Annotated in this window: 19 protein-coding genes and 1 riboswitch; of the genes, 6 read left to right on the plus strand and 13 right to left on the minus strand. The window is 67.7% G+C overall.

What is annotated here, in order from left to right; genetic code table 11:
* Positions 1 to 173: 173 nt before the first annotated feature.
* Positions 174 to 329, minus strand: coding sequence for a hypothetical protein (locus AU185_RS25400; RefSeq protein WP_172800353.1), 156 nt, complete (start codon positions 327 to 329; stop codon positions 174 to 176).
* 90 nt (positions 330 to 419) lie between these two features.
* Here AU185_RS25400 and AU185_RS23215 point away from each other — a divergent pair, with 90 nt between their 5' ends.
* Together AU185_RS23215 and AU185_RS23220 are read left to right on the plus strand one after the other, a co-directional pair.
* A complete protein-coding gene (locus AU185_RS23215) occupies positions 420 to 920 on the plus strand; it encodes a MarR family winged helix-turn-helix transcriptional regulator (protein WP_059100279.1) in 501 nt (166 codons plus the stop codon).
* A 17-nt stretch (positions 921 to 937) separates the two neighbouring features.
* Positions 938 to 1354, plus strand: coding sequence for a DUF5313 domain-containing protein (locus tag AU185_RS23220; RefSeq protein ID WP_059100280.1), 417 nt, complete (start codon positions 938 to 940; stop codon positions 1352 to 1354).
* On the opposite strand, the gene metE is transcribed toward AU185_RS23220, so the two are convergent.
* From metE to AU185_RS23275, 11 genes are all read right to left on the minus strand, one after another.
* On the minus strand, positions 1351 to 3618 hold the full coding sequence (gene metE, locus AU185_RS23225) for a 5-methyltetrahydropteroyltriglutamate--homocysteine S-methyltransferase (RefSeq protein WP_059100286.1): 2268 nt from the start codon (positions 3616 to 3618) through the stop codon (positions 1351 to 1353). The two genes, AU185_RS23220 and metE, sit on opposite strands and share 4 nt — an antisense overlap.
* A gap of 121 nt (positions 3619 to 3739) precedes the next feature.
* Positions 3740 to 3941: riboswitch (cobalamin riboswitch) on the minus strand.
* An 84-nt stretch (positions 3942 to 4025) separates the two neighbouring features.
* On the minus strand, positions 4026 to 5240 hold the full coding sequence (locus tag AU185_RS23230) for a Dyp-type peroxidase (protein ID WP_059100281.1): 1215 nt from the start codon (positions 5238 to 5240) through the stop codon (positions 4026 to 4028).
* The gene (locus tag AU185_RS23235; protein WP_059100282.1) at positions 5233 to 5763 is read right to left on the minus strand and encodes a copper chaperone PCu(A)C; all 531 of its coding nucleotides are present in this window, start codon (positions 5761 to 5763) and stop codon (positions 5233 to 5235) included. Before AU185_RS23235 ends, AU185_RS23230 begins: the two co-directional genes overlap by 8 nt.
* Entirely contained in the window at positions 5756 to 7177 is a 1422-nt protein-coding gene (locus tag AU185_RS23240; RefSeq protein ID WP_059100283.1) for a PepSY-associated TM helix domain-containing protein, read from the minus strand. The genes AU185_RS23235 and AU185_RS23240 overlap by 8 nt, the downstream gene beginning before the upstream one ends.
* Before the next feature lie 145 nt (positions 7178 to 7322).
* Entirely contained in the window at positions 7323 to 7871 is a 549-nt protein-coding gene (locus tag AU185_RS23245) for a hypothetical protein (RefSeq protein ID WP_059100284.1), read from the minus strand.
* 27 nt (positions 7872 to 7898) lie between these two features.
* Complete coding sequence (locus AU185_RS23250) at positions 7899 to 8774, minus strand: NAD(P)-dependent oxidoreductase (protein WP_059100285.1); 876 nt, start codon at positions 8772 to 8774, stop codon at positions 7899 to 7901.
* 8 nt (positions 8775 to 8782) lie between these two features.
* Positions 8783 to 9163 (minus strand): 4-carboxymuconolactone decarboxylase, encoded by a 381-nt coding sequence (pcaC, locus tag AU185_RS23255; RefSeq protein WP_059100287.1) that lies wholly within the window; start codon positions 9161 to 9163, stop codon positions 8783 to 8785.
* Positions 9164 to 9196: 33 nt separating this feature from the next.
* Complete coding sequence (locus AU185_RS23260; protein WP_082684051.1) at positions 9197 to 10072, minus strand: cutinase family protein; 876 nt, start codon at positions 10070 to 10072, stop codon at positions 9197 to 9199.
* Between the two features lie 109 nt (positions 10073 to 10181).
* Complete coding sequence (locus AU185_RS23265) at positions 10182 to 11204, minus strand: NADP-dependent oxidoreductase (RefSeq protein ID WP_082684052.1); 1023 nt, start codon at positions 11202 to 11204, stop codon at positions 10182 to 10184.
* A gap of 68 nt (positions 11205 to 11272) precedes the next feature.
* Positions 11273 to 12508: a serine/threonine-protein kinase gene (locus tag AU185_RS23270; protein WP_082684053.1), complete on the minus strand. Its 1236-nt coding sequence runs from the start codon at positions 12506 to 12508 to the stop codon at positions 11273 to 11275.
* A gap of 38 nt (positions 12509 to 12546) precedes the next feature.
* Positions 12547 to 12783, minus strand: a complete 237-nt coding sequence (locus tag AU185_RS23275) for a hypothetical protein (RefSeq protein ID WP_059101544.1) — start codon at positions 12781 to 12783, stop codon at positions 12547 to 12549.
* Positions 12784 to 12933: 150 nt separating this feature from the next.
* On the opposite strand from AU185_RS23275, the gene AU185_RS23280 reads away from it, so the two are divergent.
* Together AU185_RS23280 and AU185_RS23285 are read left to right on the plus strand one after the other, a co-directional pair.
* Complete coding sequence (locus tag AU185_RS23280) at positions 12934 to 13908, plus strand: TIGR03885 family FMN-dependent LLM class oxidoreductase (protein WP_059101545.1); 975 nt, start codon at positions 12934 to 12936, stop codon at positions 13906 to 13908.
* Positions 13905 to 15581 carry an alpha-amylase family protein gene (locus tag AU185_RS23285; RefSeq protein WP_059101546.1) on the plus strand — a complete coding sequence of 559 codons (1677 nt, stop codon included), beginning with the start codon at positions 13905 to 13907 and terminating at the stop codon, positions 15579 to 15581. Before AU185_RS23280 ends, AU185_RS23285 begins: the two co-directional genes overlap by 4 nt.
* Before the next feature lie 202 nt (positions 15582 to 15783).
* Here AU185_RS23285 and AU185_RS23290 read toward each other — a convergent pair whose 3' ends face one another.
* Positions 15784 to 16437: a M15 family metallopeptidase gene (locus AU185_RS23290; RefSeq protein ID WP_059101547.1), complete on the minus strand. Its 654-nt coding sequence runs from the start codon at positions 16435 to 16437 to the stop codon at positions 15784 to 15786.
* 480 nt (positions 16438 to 16917) lie between these two features.
* Between AU185_RS23290 and AU185_RS23300 the strand changes: the two genes are divergently transcribed.
* Together AU185_RS23300 and AU185_RS23305 are read left to right on the plus strand one after the other, a co-directional pair.
* Positions 16918 to 18039, plus strand: coding sequence for an XdhC family protein (locus AU185_RS23300; protein WP_059101826.1), 1122 nt, complete (start codon positions 16918 to 16920; stop codon positions 18037 to 18039).
* Positions 18040 to 18113: 74 nt separating this feature from the next.
* On the plus strand, positions 18114 to 20483 hold the full coding sequence (locus AU185_RS23305) for a xanthine dehydrogenase family protein molybdopterin-binding subunit (RefSeq protein WP_059101549.1): 2370 nt from the start codon (positions 18114 to 18116) through the stop codon (positions 20481 to 20483).
* Positions 20484 to 20490 lie beyond the last annotated feature (7 nt).

Genomic DNA, 20490 nt, shown 5'->3' on the forward strand with positions numbered 1-20490 from the left:
GGCCTAAACCACTAACACCGAGTGTCAAGGATCAACCGAAACAGATTCGTCAAGGATCAACCGACGTCAGACAGGGGCTCAATGAAGGAGCGGACCCAACTGTGGCGAGGTTCGATCTCAGGCCTCGTCAGCGCGGCGGCCTACCACTACGTCGTCGTCCCGTTGCCAGCAAGTCAGGTTTCGTCGGCGACGTCGTGGCGATCCTGATGGCCGCCCGGCGCCTCGGGGTCGTCGTTGCGGTGATCCAGATCGTCCTGCAGGGCACGCTGTTCCTCGGTGACCTTGGTCGCGTCCTTCGGCGTGGCCGGCGGGTCGTTCGGCGTTGACATGCGAGCAGGGTCGCCCGTTCCACCTCTGGCGAAACCCATGTGACCAGAAGTACATTGCTAGGCCACTAACTATTAGGACACCATGGATATGTGACCACGTCGCTTCCGCCCAAGGTCGATCCCCTCGCGCTCAAACAGCAGGTCTGTTTCGCGCTAGCGGTCACCCACCGGGCGGTGCTGGCGGTCTACCGTCCCCTGCTCGAACCACTCGGCCTCACCCATCCTCAATACCTGGTGATGTTGGCGTTGTGGGACCATCACAAGTCCGGCGGTAGCGGCGACGCTCCGACGAAGCCGTTGTCGGTCAAGGACATCGCCCGCGCGCTGCAGCTGGACTCGGCGACACTGTCGCCGATGCTCAAACGACTCGAGTCGCTCGGTCTGATCACCCGATCACGCAGCGTTGAAGACGAGCGTGCCACCGATGTGCGACTCACCGAAGAGGGTGTGCGGCTCCGGCGACGCGCGCTGAAGATCCCGCCTGCGGTGGTCGAGCGCCTGGGCGTCGACCTCGACGAGCTCGAACACCTTCGCAACGTGCTGACCCGCGTGAACACCGCCGCCCTCGCTGCGGGCGCGCTAGCCGACTGACCACCCGAGGAGTAACTATGGCTGCAGCTCGTCCCGGCATCGTCCAATACCTGACCTACTCGTATGGACGCCGCCTGCCCGACTCCATGCGCGAGTGGGTGGCGCGCGACCTGGCAGGCCCGGGCGCCCTCCGTCGCCACATGATCCGGATGGCGATACCTCCGCTGCTTGTCCTGGCTCCGTTCTGGTTACTTCCCGCGTCGCTCTACGTGCACTTGGAAATGACTGTGCCGATCTACATCTGGGCTATCTTGATGGCGTTGGCGCTCAACAAGATTTGGCGTCGGCACCGCCTGGCCCAGCACGGGCTGGACCCGAACCTCGTCGACGAAATCAAGCGCCGCAAGGACGCGCGGATGCACGAGGACTATGCCCGCCGCTTCGGGCCCCGTCCAGAAGAGGCGCGCTGGCAGCAGAACAGCAGCCCGTTCTAACCGCCGCGGACCTCGTTGGCAGCGGCCACGAGATTACGCAGCGAGGCAGTCACCTCGTCGGTCTTGCGGGTCTTGAGGCCGCAGTCGGGGTTGACCCAAAGACGTTCGGCAGGAACGGAGTTCAAAGCTTCGCGCAACGCTGTCGCCATCTCCTCGACGCCCGGGATGCGCGGTGAATGGATGTCGTAGACCCCAGGTCCGACGCTGTTGGCGAACCCGGCCGCGTTGAGGTCGGCCAGCACCTCCATGTGCGAGCGCGCCGCCTCGATCGACGTCACGTCGGCGTCGAGGTCCGCGATCGCGCCGATGACCTCACCGAACTCCGAGTAGCACAGGTGAGTGTGAATCTGCGTCGAGTCCGCCACACCCGAGGTCGCCAATCGGAACGCGTCGACCGCCCAGCGCAGATAGTCGTCTTTGTCCTTGGCGCGCAACGGCAACAGTTCGCGCAAGGCGGGTTCGTCGACCTGGATGATCGCGATACCCGCCGCCTGCAGGTCGACCGTCTCGTCCCGGATCGCCAGCGCGACTTGGGCCGCCGTGTCGGCCAGCGGCTGGTCGTCGCGCACGAACGACCAGGCGAGGATGGTGACCGGACCGGTGAGCATGCCCTTCACCGGCTTGTCGGTGAGCGACTGCGCATAGGCGATCCAATCCACGGTCATCGGCTTGGGCCGGGCCACATCGCCGTACAGAATCGGCGGGCGTACGCACCGACTGCCGTAGGACTGCACCCAGCCGTTCTGCGTCGCGAAGAACCCGTCGAGTTGTTCGGCGAAGTACTGCACCATGTCGTTGCGCTCGGGCTCACCGTGGACGAGCACGTCGAGACCGAGTTCCTCCTGCAACCTGATGACATCGGCGATCTCGGCCTTCATCCGGCGCTCATACTCCGCGAAGTCGATGGTGCCGGCGCGCAGGTCCGCGCGTGCCACCCGGATGGCCGACGTCTGCGGATAGGAGCCGATCGTCGTGGTCGGAAGCAGCGGCAGCTTCAACCGAGCCTGCTGCCCGGCGCGACGCTCTTCCGCGGGCCCGCGCTGGGCCCTGGACGCCACGATCGACGAAATCCGCGACCGGACATGGCCGTTGTTCAATCGCGGATCCGCTCGCCGCGCCTCTACGGTCGCGTTCGACGCGGCCACCTCACCGGAGACCGCGTCGCGTCCCTCTCTCAAGCCTCGGGCGAGCGTCACCACTTCGGCAACCTTCTCGGATCCGAATGCCAGCCAACTGCGCAGCGCGGCATCGATATCCGGCTCGGCGTCGAGGGAGTACGGCACGTGCAGCGTCGAGCACGATGTCGATACCGCGACGTGGCCCGCAGAGCCCAGCAGCGTGGCCAGTGTCCCGAGGGCGGCCTCGAGGTCCGAGCGCCAGACGTTGCGCCCGTCGACCACACCTGCGACCAGCAGCTTGTCCGCGAGTTCAGGCACCGCGGCGACCGATGACCCACTGCCGGCGACCAGGTCGACGCCGATCGCCTCGACCGGCGTGCGCGCCAGTGCGGGCAGCGCGTCGGTGTGCTCGCCGAAGTAGGTGGCCACGAAGATCGCCGGACGCTTTGCCAGCCGCCCGAGGAACTGATAGGCCTCTTCGGCGAGTTCGCCTGCGTTATCGACGATGTCGGTGACGAGCACCGGCTCGTCGAGCTGCATCCACTCCACGTCCCGTTCGGCGAGCAGCTGCAACAACTCGCCGTACACGACGAGGAGTTCGCGGAGCCGCTCGATCGGCGCAACCGCGCCGTCGACCGCCTTGCTCAAGGCGAGGAAGGTGATCGGCCCGACGACCACCGGACGCGCCGGAACACCCTGCGCGCGGGCCTCTTCGAGTTCGCCCAGAATTTTGGCGGGGTTCAGCGCGAAACCGGTCTGCGGGCCCAGTTCGGGTACGAGGTAGTGGTAGTTGGTGTCGAACCACTTGGTCATTTCCAAGGGAGTGATGGCGTCATTGCCGCGCGCGGCCGCGAAATAGCGGTCCACTTCGTCGGGCACCTCGGCGACCCGTTGCGGCAGCGCGTCGACCATCACGGCGGTGTCGAGCATATGGTCGTAGTACGAAAAGGTGTTGACAGGAACGGAGTCCAGGCCGGCGGTGGTGAGCGCATGCCACGTATCGCGGCGCAGGTGCGCGGCGATGGACTCGAGTTCGGCGCGGTCGACCCGGCCCGCCCAGTACTTCTCGACGGCGCGTTTGAGTTCCCGGTTCGGCCCGATGCGCGGCGTACCGAGGATGGTGGCGGTGAATGGTCTTGCGGTCATGACGACGTCCTCATCGGTGCAGCGGATGGTCATCGCCAGTAGACGTCCAGCCGAGCACGGCATCGAACCGGCTTCGGCCACAGCCCATTCCACGAGGCGATGCACCACCGGGCGCGGCGCGTCCGGTACAGCTGGCAGGTCTTCGGACTCGCAGGCCCGCGCGAGGAGATCGCGCACCTAGTGGCCGTCGCTTCCCAGCCCGTCGGGGCCAGTGCTGGTGACGGCGGTCGTTCCTGCATACCGCTGCGGGACAGTCCCGGATTCTCACCGGGTTCCCTCTCGCGCCGCACCCGGACTGGCATACGGCACTCGATGTCGATGTTCCGACTTCGTCCCCGAAGTCGGGTCGCCGACAAACCAGTTGCGCTGACCAGCCTACCCTTGCCGGCATTCGGGTACACGGCCGGCTATGCCAGCAGCGTCTGGCCGAGATATCCGCCTGGCTCGACTCCGGGCAGGATCGCGAACGTCGCCGACCCGATCGTGGTGATCCACTCGTTCAGCGCATCCGATGCCGCGAGACGCTGCTGAACCGGCATGAACTGCGCGGCCGGATCACGTTGATAGGCAGCGAAAATCAGGCCGCTTTCGGTTGTTCGTCCGGCGGGCGGAGGGTCGTCGAAGTTGTAGGGACGGCGGAGGAACTGTTCGTTCTCGTTGCGGTGCCGGGCCAGCGCGATGTGCGAGTTCGGCGGAATCACCGGGATGCCGTTCTCGGTCGCGGAGAAGTCCGGTTCGTCGAACTCCCGCTGTCCGGTGAGCGGTGCACCGGTGTCGATTCGACGCCCGACCGTGAGTTCCTTGCTGCTGCGGTCGAGTTCGTCCCAGGTGTCCATCTCGGCGCGGATCCGGCGCAACACCAGGATCGTGCCGCCGTCGAACCACCGCTGATCGTCTCCGGCGTCCCATACGTGCCGGTCGAAGCCCGCCTCGTCGGTGATGTTGGCGGTACCGTCGATCTGGCCCATGAGGTTGCGCATGCTGGCGCCCTCACCGTTTCCGATTGCGTTGCGGAATCCGGTCTGCCGCCAGCGCTGAGTGGTCATGGTGCGGACGTTCTTCAGCAGCACCCGGCCGGTGTGCGCGACGGTGACCGGATCGTTGGCGCAGATCTGCAGCAGGAGGTCCCCGCCACACCACTGCGGTTGAAGCCGGTCGGTGGTGAAGGCGGGCGGTTCAGCCAGAGATCGCGGGCGCCGGTGTGCCAACCCGATCCGGTCGAAGAGACCTGGCCCGAGGCCCACGGTGACGGTGAGGCGGGCCGGCCGGTATGCCAGTTCGGGTTCGGTATCCGCCAGCGCGGGAGTGCCCTGCGTCAACCGCGCGGCGTCCGAGGTCCACAGTTTGAGGACCGCGGCCAGCGTCTCACGCGGACTGCGCCGGGATTGCGGTGTCAGGTCGAGCGCCACGAACAGTGCGTGCGTCTGTGGTGGCGTCGCGACGCCGGCCTGATGCTTGCCGTGAAACGGTTCGACGGCGCGGTCGAACGGTTCCGCCGGGACCGCGGACTGCGCGATGCTGCATTGTGTGAGCGTCGCCCCGGCCGCCACCGCGGCGGCGCTGCCCGCGAGGAGCCGCCGGCGGTTGAGCCGCAAGGAGGCGCCGGTCGAGCGCTCAGCCATGATCGTCGTGCGGCGCCGACCCGCCGGTCGACGGCTGATAGTCCTCGTCCGCCCCGGCGAAGTCACGCACCTGCGCGGTGACGGGCAGCGTCGAGCCGTCCTCGAACTCGACGGTCAGGGTGACCTCTGAACCCGGCGGCAGCGGCTGCGTGAGGTCCATCAACATCAGGTGATCTCCGCCGGGCACCAACGCATGTGAGCCGTCGGCCGGGATTGTCATGCCGCCCTCCTTGGGGCGCATCGTCTTGACGCCGGTGGCGCCGGGCGCGACCTCATGGACTTCGACTCGGCCCGCCACATCCGAGGTTCCTTTGACAATGCGGGCGTCGTGGTGTCCGGTGTTGGTGAAGGTGCCGAACACCGCCGCCATACCCGTCTCCGCCGAGCTTGCCCACTGGTCGGCGATGGTCACCGCCGACGCCATCGGCTCTTCATCGTGGTGGGCCTGCGTCGTACAACCCGCGGCAACGACCGTCGCCGTCGCCGCGAGTAGCAAAGCTTTGCGATACCGATTGTCAGACATGGGCTTTCGTCTCCTGCTTCTTTTCTTCTTTACGTTTCTTGACCGCGCCGACGAAGAGGTCGACGACCATGAATGCCGCGAGGCTGAGCCCGAACAACGGCAGCGCCCAGGCCAGGGCGAGCGCGACGACGGCCAGCGCGGTGACCGCGACTGGGTTCAGACCGCGAAGGGTGCCGCGCAGCGGCGGACGTCCCACTGCCCAAGCCGTTCCGCGCGTCGGTCGTCGTCGCCACCACATCACGTAACCGCGCGCGACAATCGTGATCAGCCCGATCGCGGTGAGCGCCAACAGGATCTGGTTCGGAACGCCGAACAGGACGCCCATGTGTGCGTCGATGGCCCAGTCGGTGAGCTTGGCCAGGACCGGCCACTCGGCGAAGTCGACACGGTCGGTGATCGCACCGGTGTGGGGGTTCACGGTGATCGCATCGTGTCGGGTCGGCCAGTCGCGCTTGTTCTCCGCGACCTGCCAGCCGTGGCCGGGTTCGGCGGGTGGGTACATCCACATCGGCCCACGCAGTCCCGCGTCGACCGCGGTGCGCAGCGCCGTGTCCGCGCCGTGCAGCGCGGCGTCACCACCTGTCGGAGACACCCCACCGTGCTGATGCCCGCCCCGGATGTCGCTGCCGGCCGCTTGCGCCAACGTCGTGTCGACCGTCGGCGCGGTGGTGTTCAACCGCTCCTGGAGAAGATTGACGGTCTCGCCGCCGTACCGCGACCAGGTGATGCCGGTGATCGACAACCCCAGCAGCGCCACGATGACCCAAACCCCCACCGCGCCATGCCAGGACAGCGTGCGGCGGCGATCGGTCTTGTCGCGGTCGGGCACGGCGATGCGGCGCAGCTTCTTCGTGTCGCGGCGGTGCAGGTACCACAGCGCCAACCCCGCCAGCGCGATCACCCACAGCCAGCTCGCGGCGAGTTCGCTGTAGTTGCGGCCCACCACGCCGAGATGCAGGTTGCGGTGCAGTTCGTCGAACCAGGCGCGCAGCGGCATCCACTGGCCGTAGGTGGTCAGCGCGCCGCGAACCTCGCCGCTGTACGGGTCGACGAAGACCGTGCGCGCGTAGTCGGGCGGTACGTCGTCGACGGCGAGCGTCACGCGTGTCGTCTCGTCGGCGGCGGCGGGTGGGCGGATGCTTTCCACCGTCCCCTCGGGGTGGGCGGCCCGCGCGGCGCGGATCTGCTCGGCCAGTGGCAGCCGCTGCTGGCCGACGCGGTCGACCGTGACCTCGTGGCGGTGTACCGCGTTGTCGATCTGGGGGATCACCGCGTACAGCAGTCCGGTGGCGGCGGCGATCAGGATGAACGGGCCGACGAAAACGCCGGCGTAGAAATGCAATCGGAGCAGCAGTGGGCGCAGCCCGCGCAGGTGTCGGCGCGTGGGCGCGCTACGGGTGGGAGTCGTCGTCATGGCATCGGAAGCTTTCGAGCCGGTGGCGCGCCGAGCGCCGGCACGCCGGAGATTGAGGTGGCTAGTGGGAACTAGGTGTCAGGGGCCGCGAAAAGCAGCCACCCGCGGTCGGCGAGACCGCGGCGAATTCAATCGAGGTGGCGGGCTATGCCGCCGTTGCGGACCTGACCGGCGGAGCGCGCATACCGAGCCCGTAGTTGTACAGCACGGATTCGGCGACAACGGTTTTGGCGGCGCGATGCAGTCGGCGCACCCGCGGCCGCAGGGCAAGAGCGGCGAAGATCCGCAGCCAGCGCAGCACGGACACGCAGACCACGTACAGGTATTCGACGGCGGCGATCGCCGCACCGAGAACGAGCGCGGCGCCGATGTGCGCCGCCACCATCGCGGGCGTGAAGCCGAGGGCGGCGGCCGAGTGGTGGTGTCCACCGGCGACGATGAACGAGAGGTGGCCCAGGACCTGCGCGAGGCTCAAGGCGCCGACGGCGCCCACCAGCCGCGCGTGGCGACCGTCGAGTGCGAGCCGCGCGACCGCTGTGCCCGCGGTGGCGCAGACGAGCGTCGCAACGATCAACGCCGACCCCCGGGGAAGCTCGCCCTCGGCGAAGGTGTGAGCGGTCGCGGTGAGGATGGCGGAGCACGCGCCGACCAGGCCCCCACGCAGCCAGCGTGCGCGCGATGTCGGCGTGCTCATTTGCCGCACTCTACCGGCCGGGTCCGGTCACCCTTCGACCACGACGCCCGCGGCGGCTTCGATCGGTTTCACCACCGCGGTGAAGTCCGAGTCGGCCCCCTCGCTCGCCATCGTCGACTCCCAGACCTGCGCCACGGCGTCGGCAACTTCGGTCGGCAGCCCCAGCGCTTTCGCCTCGTCGAGGTAAAGCCGAACGTCCTTGACCATCAGCCCGGTGGCGAAGCCGTAGTCGAACGTGCGTGGCAGGACCGCCCGCGGAAACTTGTCCCGACTGGCATGGGTGCCGCCCGACCCGGCGTTCAGGACATCGAGCATCACCCGGGCGTCGAGGCCGGACTTCACGCCGGCCACCATCGCCTCGGCGGTGACCGCCAACGTCGTCGCCGCGATCAGGTTGTTCACCAGCTTCATCGTCTGTGCCGCTCCGGGCTTCTCCCCGACAAACGTCGCTCGGCCGATGGTCTCGAAGATCGGCAGGCAGGCTTCGAAGTGGGCCGGCGGACCCGACACCATGACCGCGAGTGTGCCCGCCTGGGCTCCGTGCACGCCTCCGCTGACGGGACTGTCGAGCGCGGCGATCCCTCGCTCGGCGAGAAGCACGCTGTTGCGCTGCGCCGTTCGGCGGCCCACCGTCGACAAGTCGACGAAGCGTTCGGCGACGCTTCCGCGCGCGACGTCGGCGGCGACGGACTCCGATGTCGCGGGGGTCGGCAAGCTGACCAATACCGTCGCGACGCGATCGGCGACCTCGCGCACCGACGCCGCCGCTTCGGCACCGGCTTCGACTGCTTTGTCGACCACCTCAATGCGCCTGTCGCACACCACGACCCGATGCCCGGCCGCCCGCAGGCGAGTCGCCATCGGAAATCCCATGTTGCCGAGGCCGATGAAGCCGACGTCCATGCCGAGCCCTACTGGTGGTCGGCGTCGTCGAAGGCTGCACGCGCCACCCGGAACGCCGCCACCGCTGCGGGGACACCCGCATAGACGGCGACCTGCATGAAGATCTCGCGGATCTCCTCACGCGTGACTCCGGTGGTGAGAGCGCCCCTGACGTGCGTGCGCAACTCATCGGGACGGTTCAGCGCCGCCAGCATCGCAAGGTTGAGCATGCTTCGGGTTTTCCGGGGTAGGCCGTCGCGACCCCATACCGCGCCCCAGCAGTACTCGGTCACCAGATCCTGGAACGGCCCCGTGAAGTCATCCGCGCCGTCCGCGGCCTTCTGCACATAAGCCTCACCGAGTACCGCGGTGCGGATTTCGCGGCCCCGGTCGTACATGTCTTGGTCCACCACTCGAGAGTGGCAGACCGCGACAGCGCCGACTCAGCCGACTGGCGCAGGCGCTGGCGGCGTCGGTGCCGGCGCGGGGGCCGCGAACGGGGCTGGGCCCAGCGCTGGTGCCGGTGCTCCGAACGGTGCCGGCGGCGCTGGTGCGGGGGCAGGTTCCGGAGCAGGCGGAGCCGGCTCGAGACGTGCCACCGCGTAGGCCGCTCCCTCGGCGGCCATCCCGTTCACGAGGTACGAGTTGTGCGCGAAGCTCGGAAGACCGATGGGCGCGCCGTTGCAGATCGTGTCGCCCTCGGCGCACAGGCTCAGCGTCTTGTCTTGATACGACGGCCCGATCGCGATCGCGGGTGCGCCAGCGTCGGTCAGGAATCGATCCGACGGCCGGCCAAACAGCACCACGGCGGCAACGTGGTCGCCGACTTCGTCGGACATCGGCTCGGGGATGAAGTGCCGGTACTCAGCGGGTACCTCCTCAGGAATCTCCGCAGAGGTCACATAACCGGCCACCGCGGCGCCCTGCGAGAATCCGCCGAGCACGATGTCGGTATCGGGGCACGCCGCCGCGGTCGACTCGACTTTCCGTCCCGCATCGCGGATCCCGTCTACGACCGTCCGCGCGAATTGGATCCGATCGCCGAAGTCCGCACTCGCCGGGTAGTTGACCGCGTAGACGTCGATCGAGCGCGGAGCGGCCTGCGCGCGCAGCGCGTCGACGAATGCCTGCCCGACCCCGCCGACACCGACTGGCTCACCGGTCCCGCGAGCGAACACGACTTGCACGTCGGGGCAGGCGGGCGGCGCCGGTGGTGGCGGAGGCGGCGGTTGGGCCGCCGCAAGAGGCACCGTTGCACTGACGAGCGCCGCGAAGGGCACGACCAGACCAACCATCCGAGCGATTCGACGAGCACCCATTCGACCACTCCCTCTACGTGTGTAGCTGTATCGACCGAACTGCCACGGCAGTCGCGGTTCGTCATACCCGCATTGTTTGCCAGTCAATCAACGAGCCTCGCGGCGGGATTCATCCGCGGCTCGGCTCGCTGATCCTCACCAGCATTTTGCCTATGTTCGCACCGGTGAACAAGCCGTTCATAGCATCCACACACGACTCGATGCCCTCGAAGATGGTCTGGCGGTGCACCAACCGGCCCTCCTGCGCCCACCGGCGCAACGGCCCGAACGCCTCCTCGAAACGGCCCCACTCGTCGAGCGCGTTGAATCCCTGCATGAGCGCGGTCTTCGACAGCAGGTTGACGTAGTTGGCCGGGCCGGGATGTTCGCCGGTCAGGTAGCTCGAAATGACGCCGCACAACACGACCCTGGCCTTGTGGGCCAACCGGCCGAGCACCGCGTCGAGGATCGGCCCGCCCACGTTGTCGAAGTACACGTCGACGCCCTTCGGGCAGTGCTGTTTCAGCGCCGCGGGCAGGTCGTCCGCGCGGTAGTCGATGCACGCGTCGAACCCGAAATCGTCGATGACGGCCCGGCACTTCTGCGGCCCGCCCGCGATGCCCACCACCCGGGCGCCGGCGATCTTGGCGATCTGACCGGCGACCGAACCCGTGGCACCGGCAGCCGCCGACACCACCACGGTCTCCCCCGGCTGCGGCTTGCCGATGCCGACCATCCCGAAGTAGGCCGTTGCGCCGGTCGGTCCGTACACCGACATCACCGCGAGCTGGTCGACGTCGGGGCCTTCGACGGGTGTGGTGAAGATGTCGTCGCGGCTGATGACGTATTCCTGGAATCCGGTCAGCGTGGTGACCACGTCACCGACGGCGTACGCGTCGCAGCGCGAGGCGACCACTTCGCCGATGCCCGCCGCGCGAATGACCTCGCCGAGTTGCACCGGAGGCAGATACCCCGGCTGGTCGTTGAGCCAGGTGCGCGCGGCGGCGTCGATGCCGATGTAGGTGGTGCGAACCAACGCCTCACCTTCGGCGGGTTCCGGTGCCGGGCGGGCGATCAGCTCGGTGTCGGCGGGCTGGACCAGCCCGGTGGGTCTGCGACGCAACACGATCTGGCGGTTCATCAGCTCGGCCACGACCGCAACCTACCGAAGGTCGAATCAGCTCAGCGGTCGTTCATCCCGATCCCCGGGTAGGACGGCGGTTAGCGCCCTTGCTCCTCGGCGCGCTTGCGCTGCTCCTCTTCACGCTTCTTCTGCTCTTCCTCGCGTTTCTTCTGCTGCTCTTCGAGTTTCTTCTGCTGCTCTTCGCGCTTCTTGAGTTCTTCCTCCGTCAACGGAGGCGTACTCGGAGTGGGAGGCGCCGTCGTGGTGCCGGGTGCCGGCGGCGGACTCGGCGGTGCGGTGCTCGTCGGCGTGGAGGCCGGTTGGGGCGCGTCGAACGGTGAGTTGATCATCAGCAAGACGGCGGCCAGGGCCAGCACCGCGGCGACCGCCGCCACGCCGATGCGTGTCTGCTTGCGGCTCGGCGGCTTCCAGCCGCTGTCGCCAGCCGCGTGCGGCATGTAGGTCGCCGGAGGCACCGGAGACGTCATCACAGCCGTGGGCGGTCGCAACGGAGCGCCGACCGGCGCACCGAATCCGTTCAGTGCCGCGCGCATCTGCCGGGCCGAGCCAAAGCGTCGCGCCCGATCAGGATGCATGGCCTGGGCCACCACCGCGGCCAATGCCGGGTCGGCGTCGGGCCGTAGCGCGGTGACCGGAGGGGCCCGGTGGTCGAGGATGGCTCGTGCCAACGCGGCGACATTCTCCTGATCGAATGGCCGTCGACCGGTCAGCGCCTCATATCCGACCACCCCCACCGAGTACACATCGTCGGCGACCGTAGCGGCCTCACCGGCGATCCGGTTGGGGCTCAGGTAGGCCATGGTGCCCACGATCTGACCGTCGGTGGTGAGGTCGACACCGGCGCTCTTGGCGATCCCGAAGTCGCTGAGCTTGGTGAGGCCGCTCGGCGTGAACAGAATGTTGGCGGGCTTGATGTCACGGTGCAGGATGCCCGCATCATGCGCGGCGGAGAGCGCACCCAATACCTCGTTCAGGACCCGTCGCACCAGCGGTTGAGGCAGCGGCCCCTGGGCGATCGCGTCCGCCAAGCTGTTGCCGGGCAATCGCTCCATGACGATGTAGGGCGTCCCGTTGTGCTCGCCGCTGTCATGGACGGCGACGATGTTGGGATGGTTCAACGCCGCCGCGGCGCGTGCCTCCTCGACGAAGCGGCGCCGGGTCGCGGTGTCCGCGAGCATCCCCGGGTGAAGGACCTTGACTGCGACGGCTCGGTCCAAGCGGGTGTCCCAGCCGTCGCGGACCACGGCCATTCCGCCGCTACCGAGCGCTCCTCGCAGCTCGTATCGGCCGCCGAAGACTTCGGGAGCCGACATCGATCAGATCGCGATTGTTCAGGCGATCCGGCGAGATATCAGTGCCAGCCTTCGGGCAAGTGGCCCCACGGGATCGCGTTGCCCCAACCCGGTACGTCATTCCAATACGGGATGTCGCCGGGGCCCGGAATCTTCGGGAACGGATAACCGCATGATTCGCATTTCCACGGATCAGCACCTGCCGTGCCGGCTGCGACGGTGGCGCCGGTGAACAGCGAACCGGCGATCGCACCTGCAAGCGCGGTGACTCCGGCGATGCGCTTGATCGTCTTCATCGTGTTCTCCCTTCGGTCAGCCCTGCAGCGGCAGACCGGTATCACGACCCGACCTGGTTACAGGCTTACCCTGCGCCGCTGCGATGTCAAACCGGCGGTCAACTGCTGACGGTCACGTAAGAGACCCGAAGAACGGGTACGCGGTAGGCCATGACGGTCATCGGCTTTCACTGTTCGCACGAGCAGATCAACCCCGCCCAGTTGCTCCGCGACGTGCAACATGCCGAACAAGCGGGATTCACTGCCGGCATGTCGTCGGACCACTTCAGCCCCTGGAGTGAACGACAGGGCGAATCCGGTTTCGCGTGGGCGTTCCTCGGCGCTGCGCTCGCCACGACGCAGCTGCCCTTCGGCGTCGTCAACGCGCCGGGGCAGCGTTACCACCCGGCGATCGTCGCGCAGGCGATCGCAACGCTCGCGCAGATGTTCCCCGGCCGGATCTGGGCGGCGCTCGGCTCGGGCGAGGCATCCAACGAACGGATCACCGGCGACCAATGGCCACGCAAGGAGGTGCGCGACCGGCGCCTCGTCGAGTGCGTCGACGTGATCAGGCGCCTGCTGCGCGGCGAAGAGGTAACTCACGAAGGTCTGGTCAATGTCAACCGGGCGCGGCTATGGACGCTGCCCGAGAAGGTTCCCGACCTCGTCGGTCCGGCCGTCACCCCGGAGACCGCCGCGCGGCACGCCGTCTGGGCGGACGGTCTGGTCACCGTCAACCAGTCGCGAGACGCGCTGCAGAAGGTGCTGCACTCCTACCGCGACGCCGGCGGCCGCGGACCTGCGCGCCTGCAGATCCACCTCAGCTGGGCCCCTTCGGAGGACGAAGCCCTCGCGATCGCCCACGACCAGTGGCGCACCAACGTTTTCGATCCTCCGGTCTGCTGGGACATCGAGACGGTGGAGGCGTTCGACGTCATCGGCGAGAAGGTCTCCACCGAGCACGTTCGCCGATCGGTTCGGGTCTCGAGCGACCTGGGCCAGCACACCGAGTGGCTCCACCAAGACCTCGCACAGGGATGGGACGAGCTCTATCTGCATTTCGTGGGTCAGCAGCAGAGCGCATTCATCGACGCGTTCGGCAAACACGTGCTCTCACAGCTGAATTCAGAGGCGGTCAGCGCGTGAGGAAGATCGAGACCGGCGACCTGTGGTGGAAGAACGCCGTCTTCTACTGCGCCGACATCGAAACGTTCTACGACTGGAACGGCGACGGCTGCGGCGACATCCGCGGCATGACCGAGCGCATCGAGTACCTCTTCGACCTCGGCGTCAACTGCCTGTGGCTCATGCCGTTCTACCCGACCGGCCGCATCGATGACGGCTACGACATCACCGACTTCTTCGGTGTCGACCCGCGTTTCGGTACCCACGGCGATTTCGTCGAACTGGTGCGTACCGCCAAGGCGACCGGAATCCGGGTGATCGTCGACTTCGTGATGAACCACACGTCGGACCGCCACCCCTGGTTCAAGTCCGCGTGCCGCAGCACCGACGATACGTATCGCGACTATTACGTGTGGAGCGCGACCGAACCCAAGTCGAGCCCGAAAGACGTCGTCTTCCCGGATCAGGAAGACAGTCTCTGGGAATTGGACCCGAAGAGCGGCGAGTGGTACCTGCACCACTTCCTCAAGCATCAGCCCGACCTCAACATCGCGAATCCCAAAGTGCAGGAGGAGATTTCCCGTGTCCTCGGGTTCTGGCTCGAGCTGGGGGTGTCGGGTTTCCGCGTCGACGCCGTTCCGTTCCTGTTCGCCCGCGACGGCGCTCCGGGCGACCCTGGCGTGTTCGACCCCTACGAATACCTCGGCGATGTACGCAATTTCATCACTCGCCGCGTCGGAGACGCCGTCCTGCTCGGCGAGGTCAACGTTCCCTACAAGGACCAAAAGAGCTTCTTCGGCGGCCCCGACGGCGACGGGCTCAACATGCAGTTCGACTTCATCGGCATGCAGAACCTCTACCTGTCGCTGGCCCGCGGCGACGCGCGTCCCATCGCCAAAGCCCTGAACCGGCGCCCGACACTCGACATCACCAGCCAGTGGGCCAATTTCGTCCGCAACCACGACGAGCTCACCCTGGACAAGCTGAGCGACGAGGAGCGCCAGGAAGTCTTCGACGCCTTCGGTCCGGATCCGGATATGCAACTCTACGGGCGCGGACTGCGCCGACGGTTGCCCGCCATGCTCGGCGGTGACCAGCGGCGGATGCGCATGGCCTACTCGCTGATGTTCTCGTTACCCGGCACTCCGGTGCTGTTCTACGGCGAAGAGATCGGCATGGCCGAAAACCTCGAAGTGGCAGGGCGATTCGCTGTGCGAACACCCATGCAGTGGACCGCCGACGTCAACGGCGGATTCTCCACCGCGGCCAAACGCCGGCTGCCGCGCCCGCAACCCGACGGGATGTACGGCCCGGACCGCGTCAACGCCGCAGACCAGCGCCACGACCATCGGTCGTTCTGGTGGTTCATGCGCGATCTGATCTACACCTACCGCTCACAGCCGGAGATCGGCTGGTCGACCCCGGAGGTTCTGCAGCAACCGAACTCCGCCGTGCTGGCCCATGTCTGCCGGGAAGCGTCGGGCTGGGCGATGGTCGCGTTGCACAACTTCGGCGGCGAAGCCTGCATCGTGCCGATCGAACTCGACGAAGCGCCGGAATGCCGGCTCGTCGACCTACTCGACGGACTGTCCGAACACCAGCTCGACAACAAGGGCCGCATCGAGGTGGGCCTGGAACCTCACGGGTACCGGTGGCTGCGGGTGCTGCGTCCCGGCGACCCGCCCATCATCTGAGGCGGCGTGCGTCAGCTCCGGAAAATGTGTCCCAGATCTGGGATTGATTCGGCTACGAGCGGGTAGATATGCGACATGCTCGAAGCCGATGAGACCACCGCGGTCGCGGTCTGCGCTGGTTGTGGTTATCCGACGCTCGGGCCGGAGTTGTGTGCGTACTGCCAGGCCATGACGGTCGGTCCGACCGCGGCCTGAGTTCGGCTCACCTCACCGGCGCATCGAGTATCGGCCGCTGCTCGTATGCGCCGGGCGCATCGAAATGCCACCATTCCCCCTCGTAGACGGTCAGCCCGCCCGCCGCCATCGCGTCCCGCAACCGCGCGCGGTTGGCCTGGGCCGCCGCGCCGACTCCGTCGGTCGCATAGGCGTTCGCCCGCGGATCGAACTCGTCGAAGCCGGTGCCCATGTCGACGAGGGCACCGTCGCGGGCCAACGTGACGTCGACCGACAGACCGGCCTCGTGGCTGCGGGCGTACGGCCCCGGCCGCGCCACCCAACCGGGCTCCGGCACCGCCTCGTACATCCGCACCTGCACGTCGTGCGGCCGGTAGCAGTCCCAGAACACGAGCACCTCGCCGCCGGGGCGCAGCGCGTCAGCGGCCGCGGACAGGCGTGGCGCCATCGACTCGTCGACCAGACAGCGCGCGTCGGCGGGATACAGCTGCTCGCCGACGAAGTTGTTGGTCGTCGCGTACCGCAGGTCGATCACCGCGTCGGGGACCGCGGTGCGCACATCGACCAGACCTGCCGCACGGGCCGCGTCGGACACCGGCGGCACCGGTTCGTCGGCGGCGGCCACGCCGGACATCGCGCATGCCAGGACGACCGCCGCCGCACCGGTCCAGGCTCTCCGCATCGCGGGCCTCGTTTCGCACTGGAGAAGTGGAGCTACGCGCGCAATCTGCACCGCGACGTGATGCTAGCCGCGACCGCCGGGAGCCCGAACACGTCGAGGTACTCCCCAGGGAAACATCGGCTGGTTGGCGGGGGGTGCGACCGTCGAGGGCCGCGTCTTGATCGACACACTGCCGTTGGTTTGGCAGGTCGTCATCGAGCCCGTGTCCTGGCAGGTAGGTCGAGCATCGGCGGCCGGAGCCGAAACGACCGCCATAACCGTCAAACTCACCATGACCAGCGCTGACTTGCGTCGAGTTGTCATGTGACCGTTGCCCTCCAGCCGCTCCCACCTGATACCACGATGCTCGCATGCGGGCAGTCCTGATAACCGCACCTTCACAGCACGGCTTTCCGATCCAGCGAGGAGATCGGCAGAGCGTTTGTGTCGAGTTGACGTGTGCTGAGCACTCGCACAGCGCCGCGGGCTTACACTGCGACGGTGCGCGACGTGCTCGACGAGTTGCTGACCGTGTGGCGGGCCGGCGGCACCGCCGGTGTGGCCACCGTCGTGCGCACAATCCGCTCCGCGCCCCGCCAACCTGGCGCCACCATGGTGGTCTGCCCCGACGGCACGGTCGCCGGCTCGGTGTCGGGTGGCTGCGTCGAGGCCGCTGTCTACGAACTGGCCAACGAGGTGGTCTCGGCGGGGCGCCCCGAACTGCAGCGCTACGGCATCAGCGACGACGACGCGTTCGCCGTCGGACTCACGTGCGGCGGCGTCATCGACATCTTCGCCGAGCCGGTGTCATGCGACACCTTCCCGCAACTGCAGGCCGTCGCCGACGACATCGCCGCGCACCGTCCGACCGCACTCGCCACGGTGATCGCCCATCCCGATCCGCACCGGATCGGCCGCCGGCTCGTCATCGGACCGCACTCGGTCGAGGGCTCGCTGGGCTCGGTGCGCGTCGACGCCGCGGTCACCGACGACGCCCGCGGATTGCTCGCGGCCGGCCGCACGGGCGTGCTGTCGTACGGGCCCGACGGTCAGCGTCAGGAGTCGGGAATGGAGGTGTTCGTCGCCAGCCACGCCCCGCCGCCGCGGATGCTGATCTTCGGGGCGATCGACTTCGCGGGCGCGTTGGCCCAACAGGCGACATTGCTGGGCTACCGCGTCACCGTGTGCGACGCGCGGCCGGTGTTCGCGACCCCCGCACGCTTCCCGGGCGCCGGGGAGGTCGTGGTGATGTGGCCCGACCGCTACCTCGCCGAGCAGGCCGAGCGCGGCGCGATCGATTCACGCACCGCGATCTGCGTGCTCACCCACGACCCGAAGTTCGACGTGCCGGTGTTGCAGGTCGCACTGCGTCTGCCCGATGTCGGCTACATCGGGGTGATGGGCTCACGTCGGACCCACGACGACCGGATGCAGCGGCTGCGCGAGGCCGGACTGACCGACGCCGAACTGGGCCGGCTGGCCAGCCCGATCGGGCTCGACCTCGGCGCCCGCACCCCCGAGGAGACCGCGGTGTCGATCGCCGCGGAGATCATCGCCCGCCGGTGGGGCGGAGGCGGTAGACCGCTGAGCGACACCGACGGACGCATCCACCACGAGGCGTGAGACAGCACGTATGGAAATGTCGTTCTCGAATGCGATAACGTCGCTCTTAACACGGCGAGGGGAAGGGTGAGCCGGTGACTTCTGCTTCAGCGGATAAAGTCGCGACCCGCTACGCGGGGGCCCGCGTGCCACGCATCGAGGACAACCGGCTGCTCACTGGTCGCGGAACTTTCGTCGACGACGTCGTACGACCGGGCATGCTGCACGCCTGCTTCGTGCGCAGCCCGTTCGCCAGGGCAACCATCAAGGGCATCGACGCGTCGGCCGCGCTCGCCATGCCGGGCGTACACGCGGTATTCACCGCCGAGGATCTCAACCCCGACGTCAAAGAGGCGTGGCACGCCGTCGCGGGTAAAGACCTCGCGGACACGCCGCGGCCACCGCTGGCCGAGGGCGAGGTGAAGTTCGTCGGGGACCCGCTCGCCCTGGTCGTGGCCGACAACCGCTACCTCGCCGAGGATGCCGCCGACGCGGTGGAAGTCGACTACGAACCGCTGCCCGCGATCGCCGATTTCACCCGGGCAGTCGGTGGTGCGGAGGCCGGCGTTCCGGTGGTGCACGAGGCCTATCCCGACAATGTCGCGGGCGGCATGGCCGGCGCGCCGCCCGACGAGGAGACCTTCTCCACGTCACCCCATGTTGTCCAAGCGAACGTCTATCAGCAGATTTACGCGCCGGTGCCGATCGAGTGCCGCGGCATGGTCGTCGAATGGACGCCCGCGACCGAGGAACTGACCATGTGGGCCTCGACGCAGACGCCCCATGAGTTACGGGCGTTCTGCGCCCGCCTGCTCGGCATCCCGGCGCACAACGTCCGGGTCATCATGCGCGACACCGGCGGCGGGTTCGGCCAGAAGGTCGTGCCGATGCGCGAGGACATGTGCATCATGCTGGCGGCGCGCAAAGTGCCTTCTGTGACGTCGAACGCGCAATCGGGCGCAGCCTTGAAGTGGATCGAGGACCGCCGCGAGAACCTGATGTCGGCCGGGCAGGCCCGCCACGTCGACGGCACCGCACGCGCGGCTTTCGATGACGAGGGCAACATCCTCGCGGTCGACATCGACTTCACCTACGACATCGGCGCCTATCCGACGCCGTATCCGGTGCTGACCACCGCTGCGGTCGGCATGTTCTTCCCTGGCCCGTACCGGGTGCCCAAGGCCAGCTTCAATTACAAGACGGTCTTCTCCAATACCGCCGGACTGGCCGCCTACCGCGGGCCGTGGCAGTACGAAACACTCGCGCGCGAAGTGCTTTTCGACATCGCAGCGCGAAAAATGGACATGGATCCGGTCAAGTTGCGCCGGCGCAACATCCTGCGCGGTGACGAGATGCCGTACTTCAACCCCAACGGCATGCCCTACGACCACGTCGCGCCCGCCGACACCTTCGAACAGGCCGTCAAGATCCTCGACCACGAAGGTTTCCGCAAGGAGCAGGCCGACGCACTGGCCGAGGGCCGCTACCTCGGACTGGGATTCTCGGCCTACATCGAACCGACCGGCGCCGCAACGGGTCACCTCGCCACCGAAGGCGCGACGATCCGGATGGAGCCGACCGGCAAGATCAACGTCTATGTCAACGGCGGTTCGACCGGCAACAGCCTCGAGACCACGGTCGTGCAGTTGACCGCCGACGCGCTGGGCGCCGACATCGAGGACGTCTCGACGATCCAGGGCGACACCGCGGTCACCCCGTACGGCGCGGGCACACAGGGCAGCCGCAGCGGACCGATGACCGCGGGCGCCGTCGCCGAGGCCGCCGCGATGCTGCGCAAGCAGATCCTCGCGATGGCGGCGCCGCGCCTGGAGGCCGAGGAGTCCGAGCTGGAACTGGCCGACTCACGGGTTCGGGTACGCGAGAACGCCGACAAGAGTGTCAGTTTCGCCGATCTGGCCTACCGCGCGTACTACGAGCCGCAACAGCTGCCGCCCGGTGTATCGGCGTCTTTGGAGGCGACCGCGCGGTTCACCTCGCAAGCGCCGATCCACTGGGCGAACGCCACCCACGCGTGCACGTGTGAGGTCGACATCGAGACCGGCCGCGTCACGCTGACCCGATACATCGTCAGCGAGGACGTCGGGCCGATGATCAATCCCAACGTCGTCGAGGGTCAGATCGCCGGCGGCACCGTACAGGGCATCGGCGGAGCGCTGCTGGAGGACATGGCTTACGACGACGACGGCAACCCGCTGTCGAGTACGTTCGTCGACTACCTGTTGCCGACGGCCACCGAGGTGCCCGCGATCGAGTACGGACATGTGGAGATCCCGGGACCGGGCGTCGGCGGATACAAGGGTGTCGGCGAGGGCGGCGCGATCGGTTCGACTCCTGCCGTGATCAATGCCATCAACGACGCCCTGGCACCCCTCGGCGTCACGCTGACCCGTCTGCCGGCCAGCCCCGCCGCGATCGTCGAGGCGATCGAACAAGCCAAGAAGTGATTGATCG

The organism is Mycobacterium sp. GA-0227b, assembly GCF_001499855.1.
GTDB lineage: Bacteria > Actinomycetota > Actinomycetes > Mycobacteriales > Mycobacteriaceae > Mycobacterium.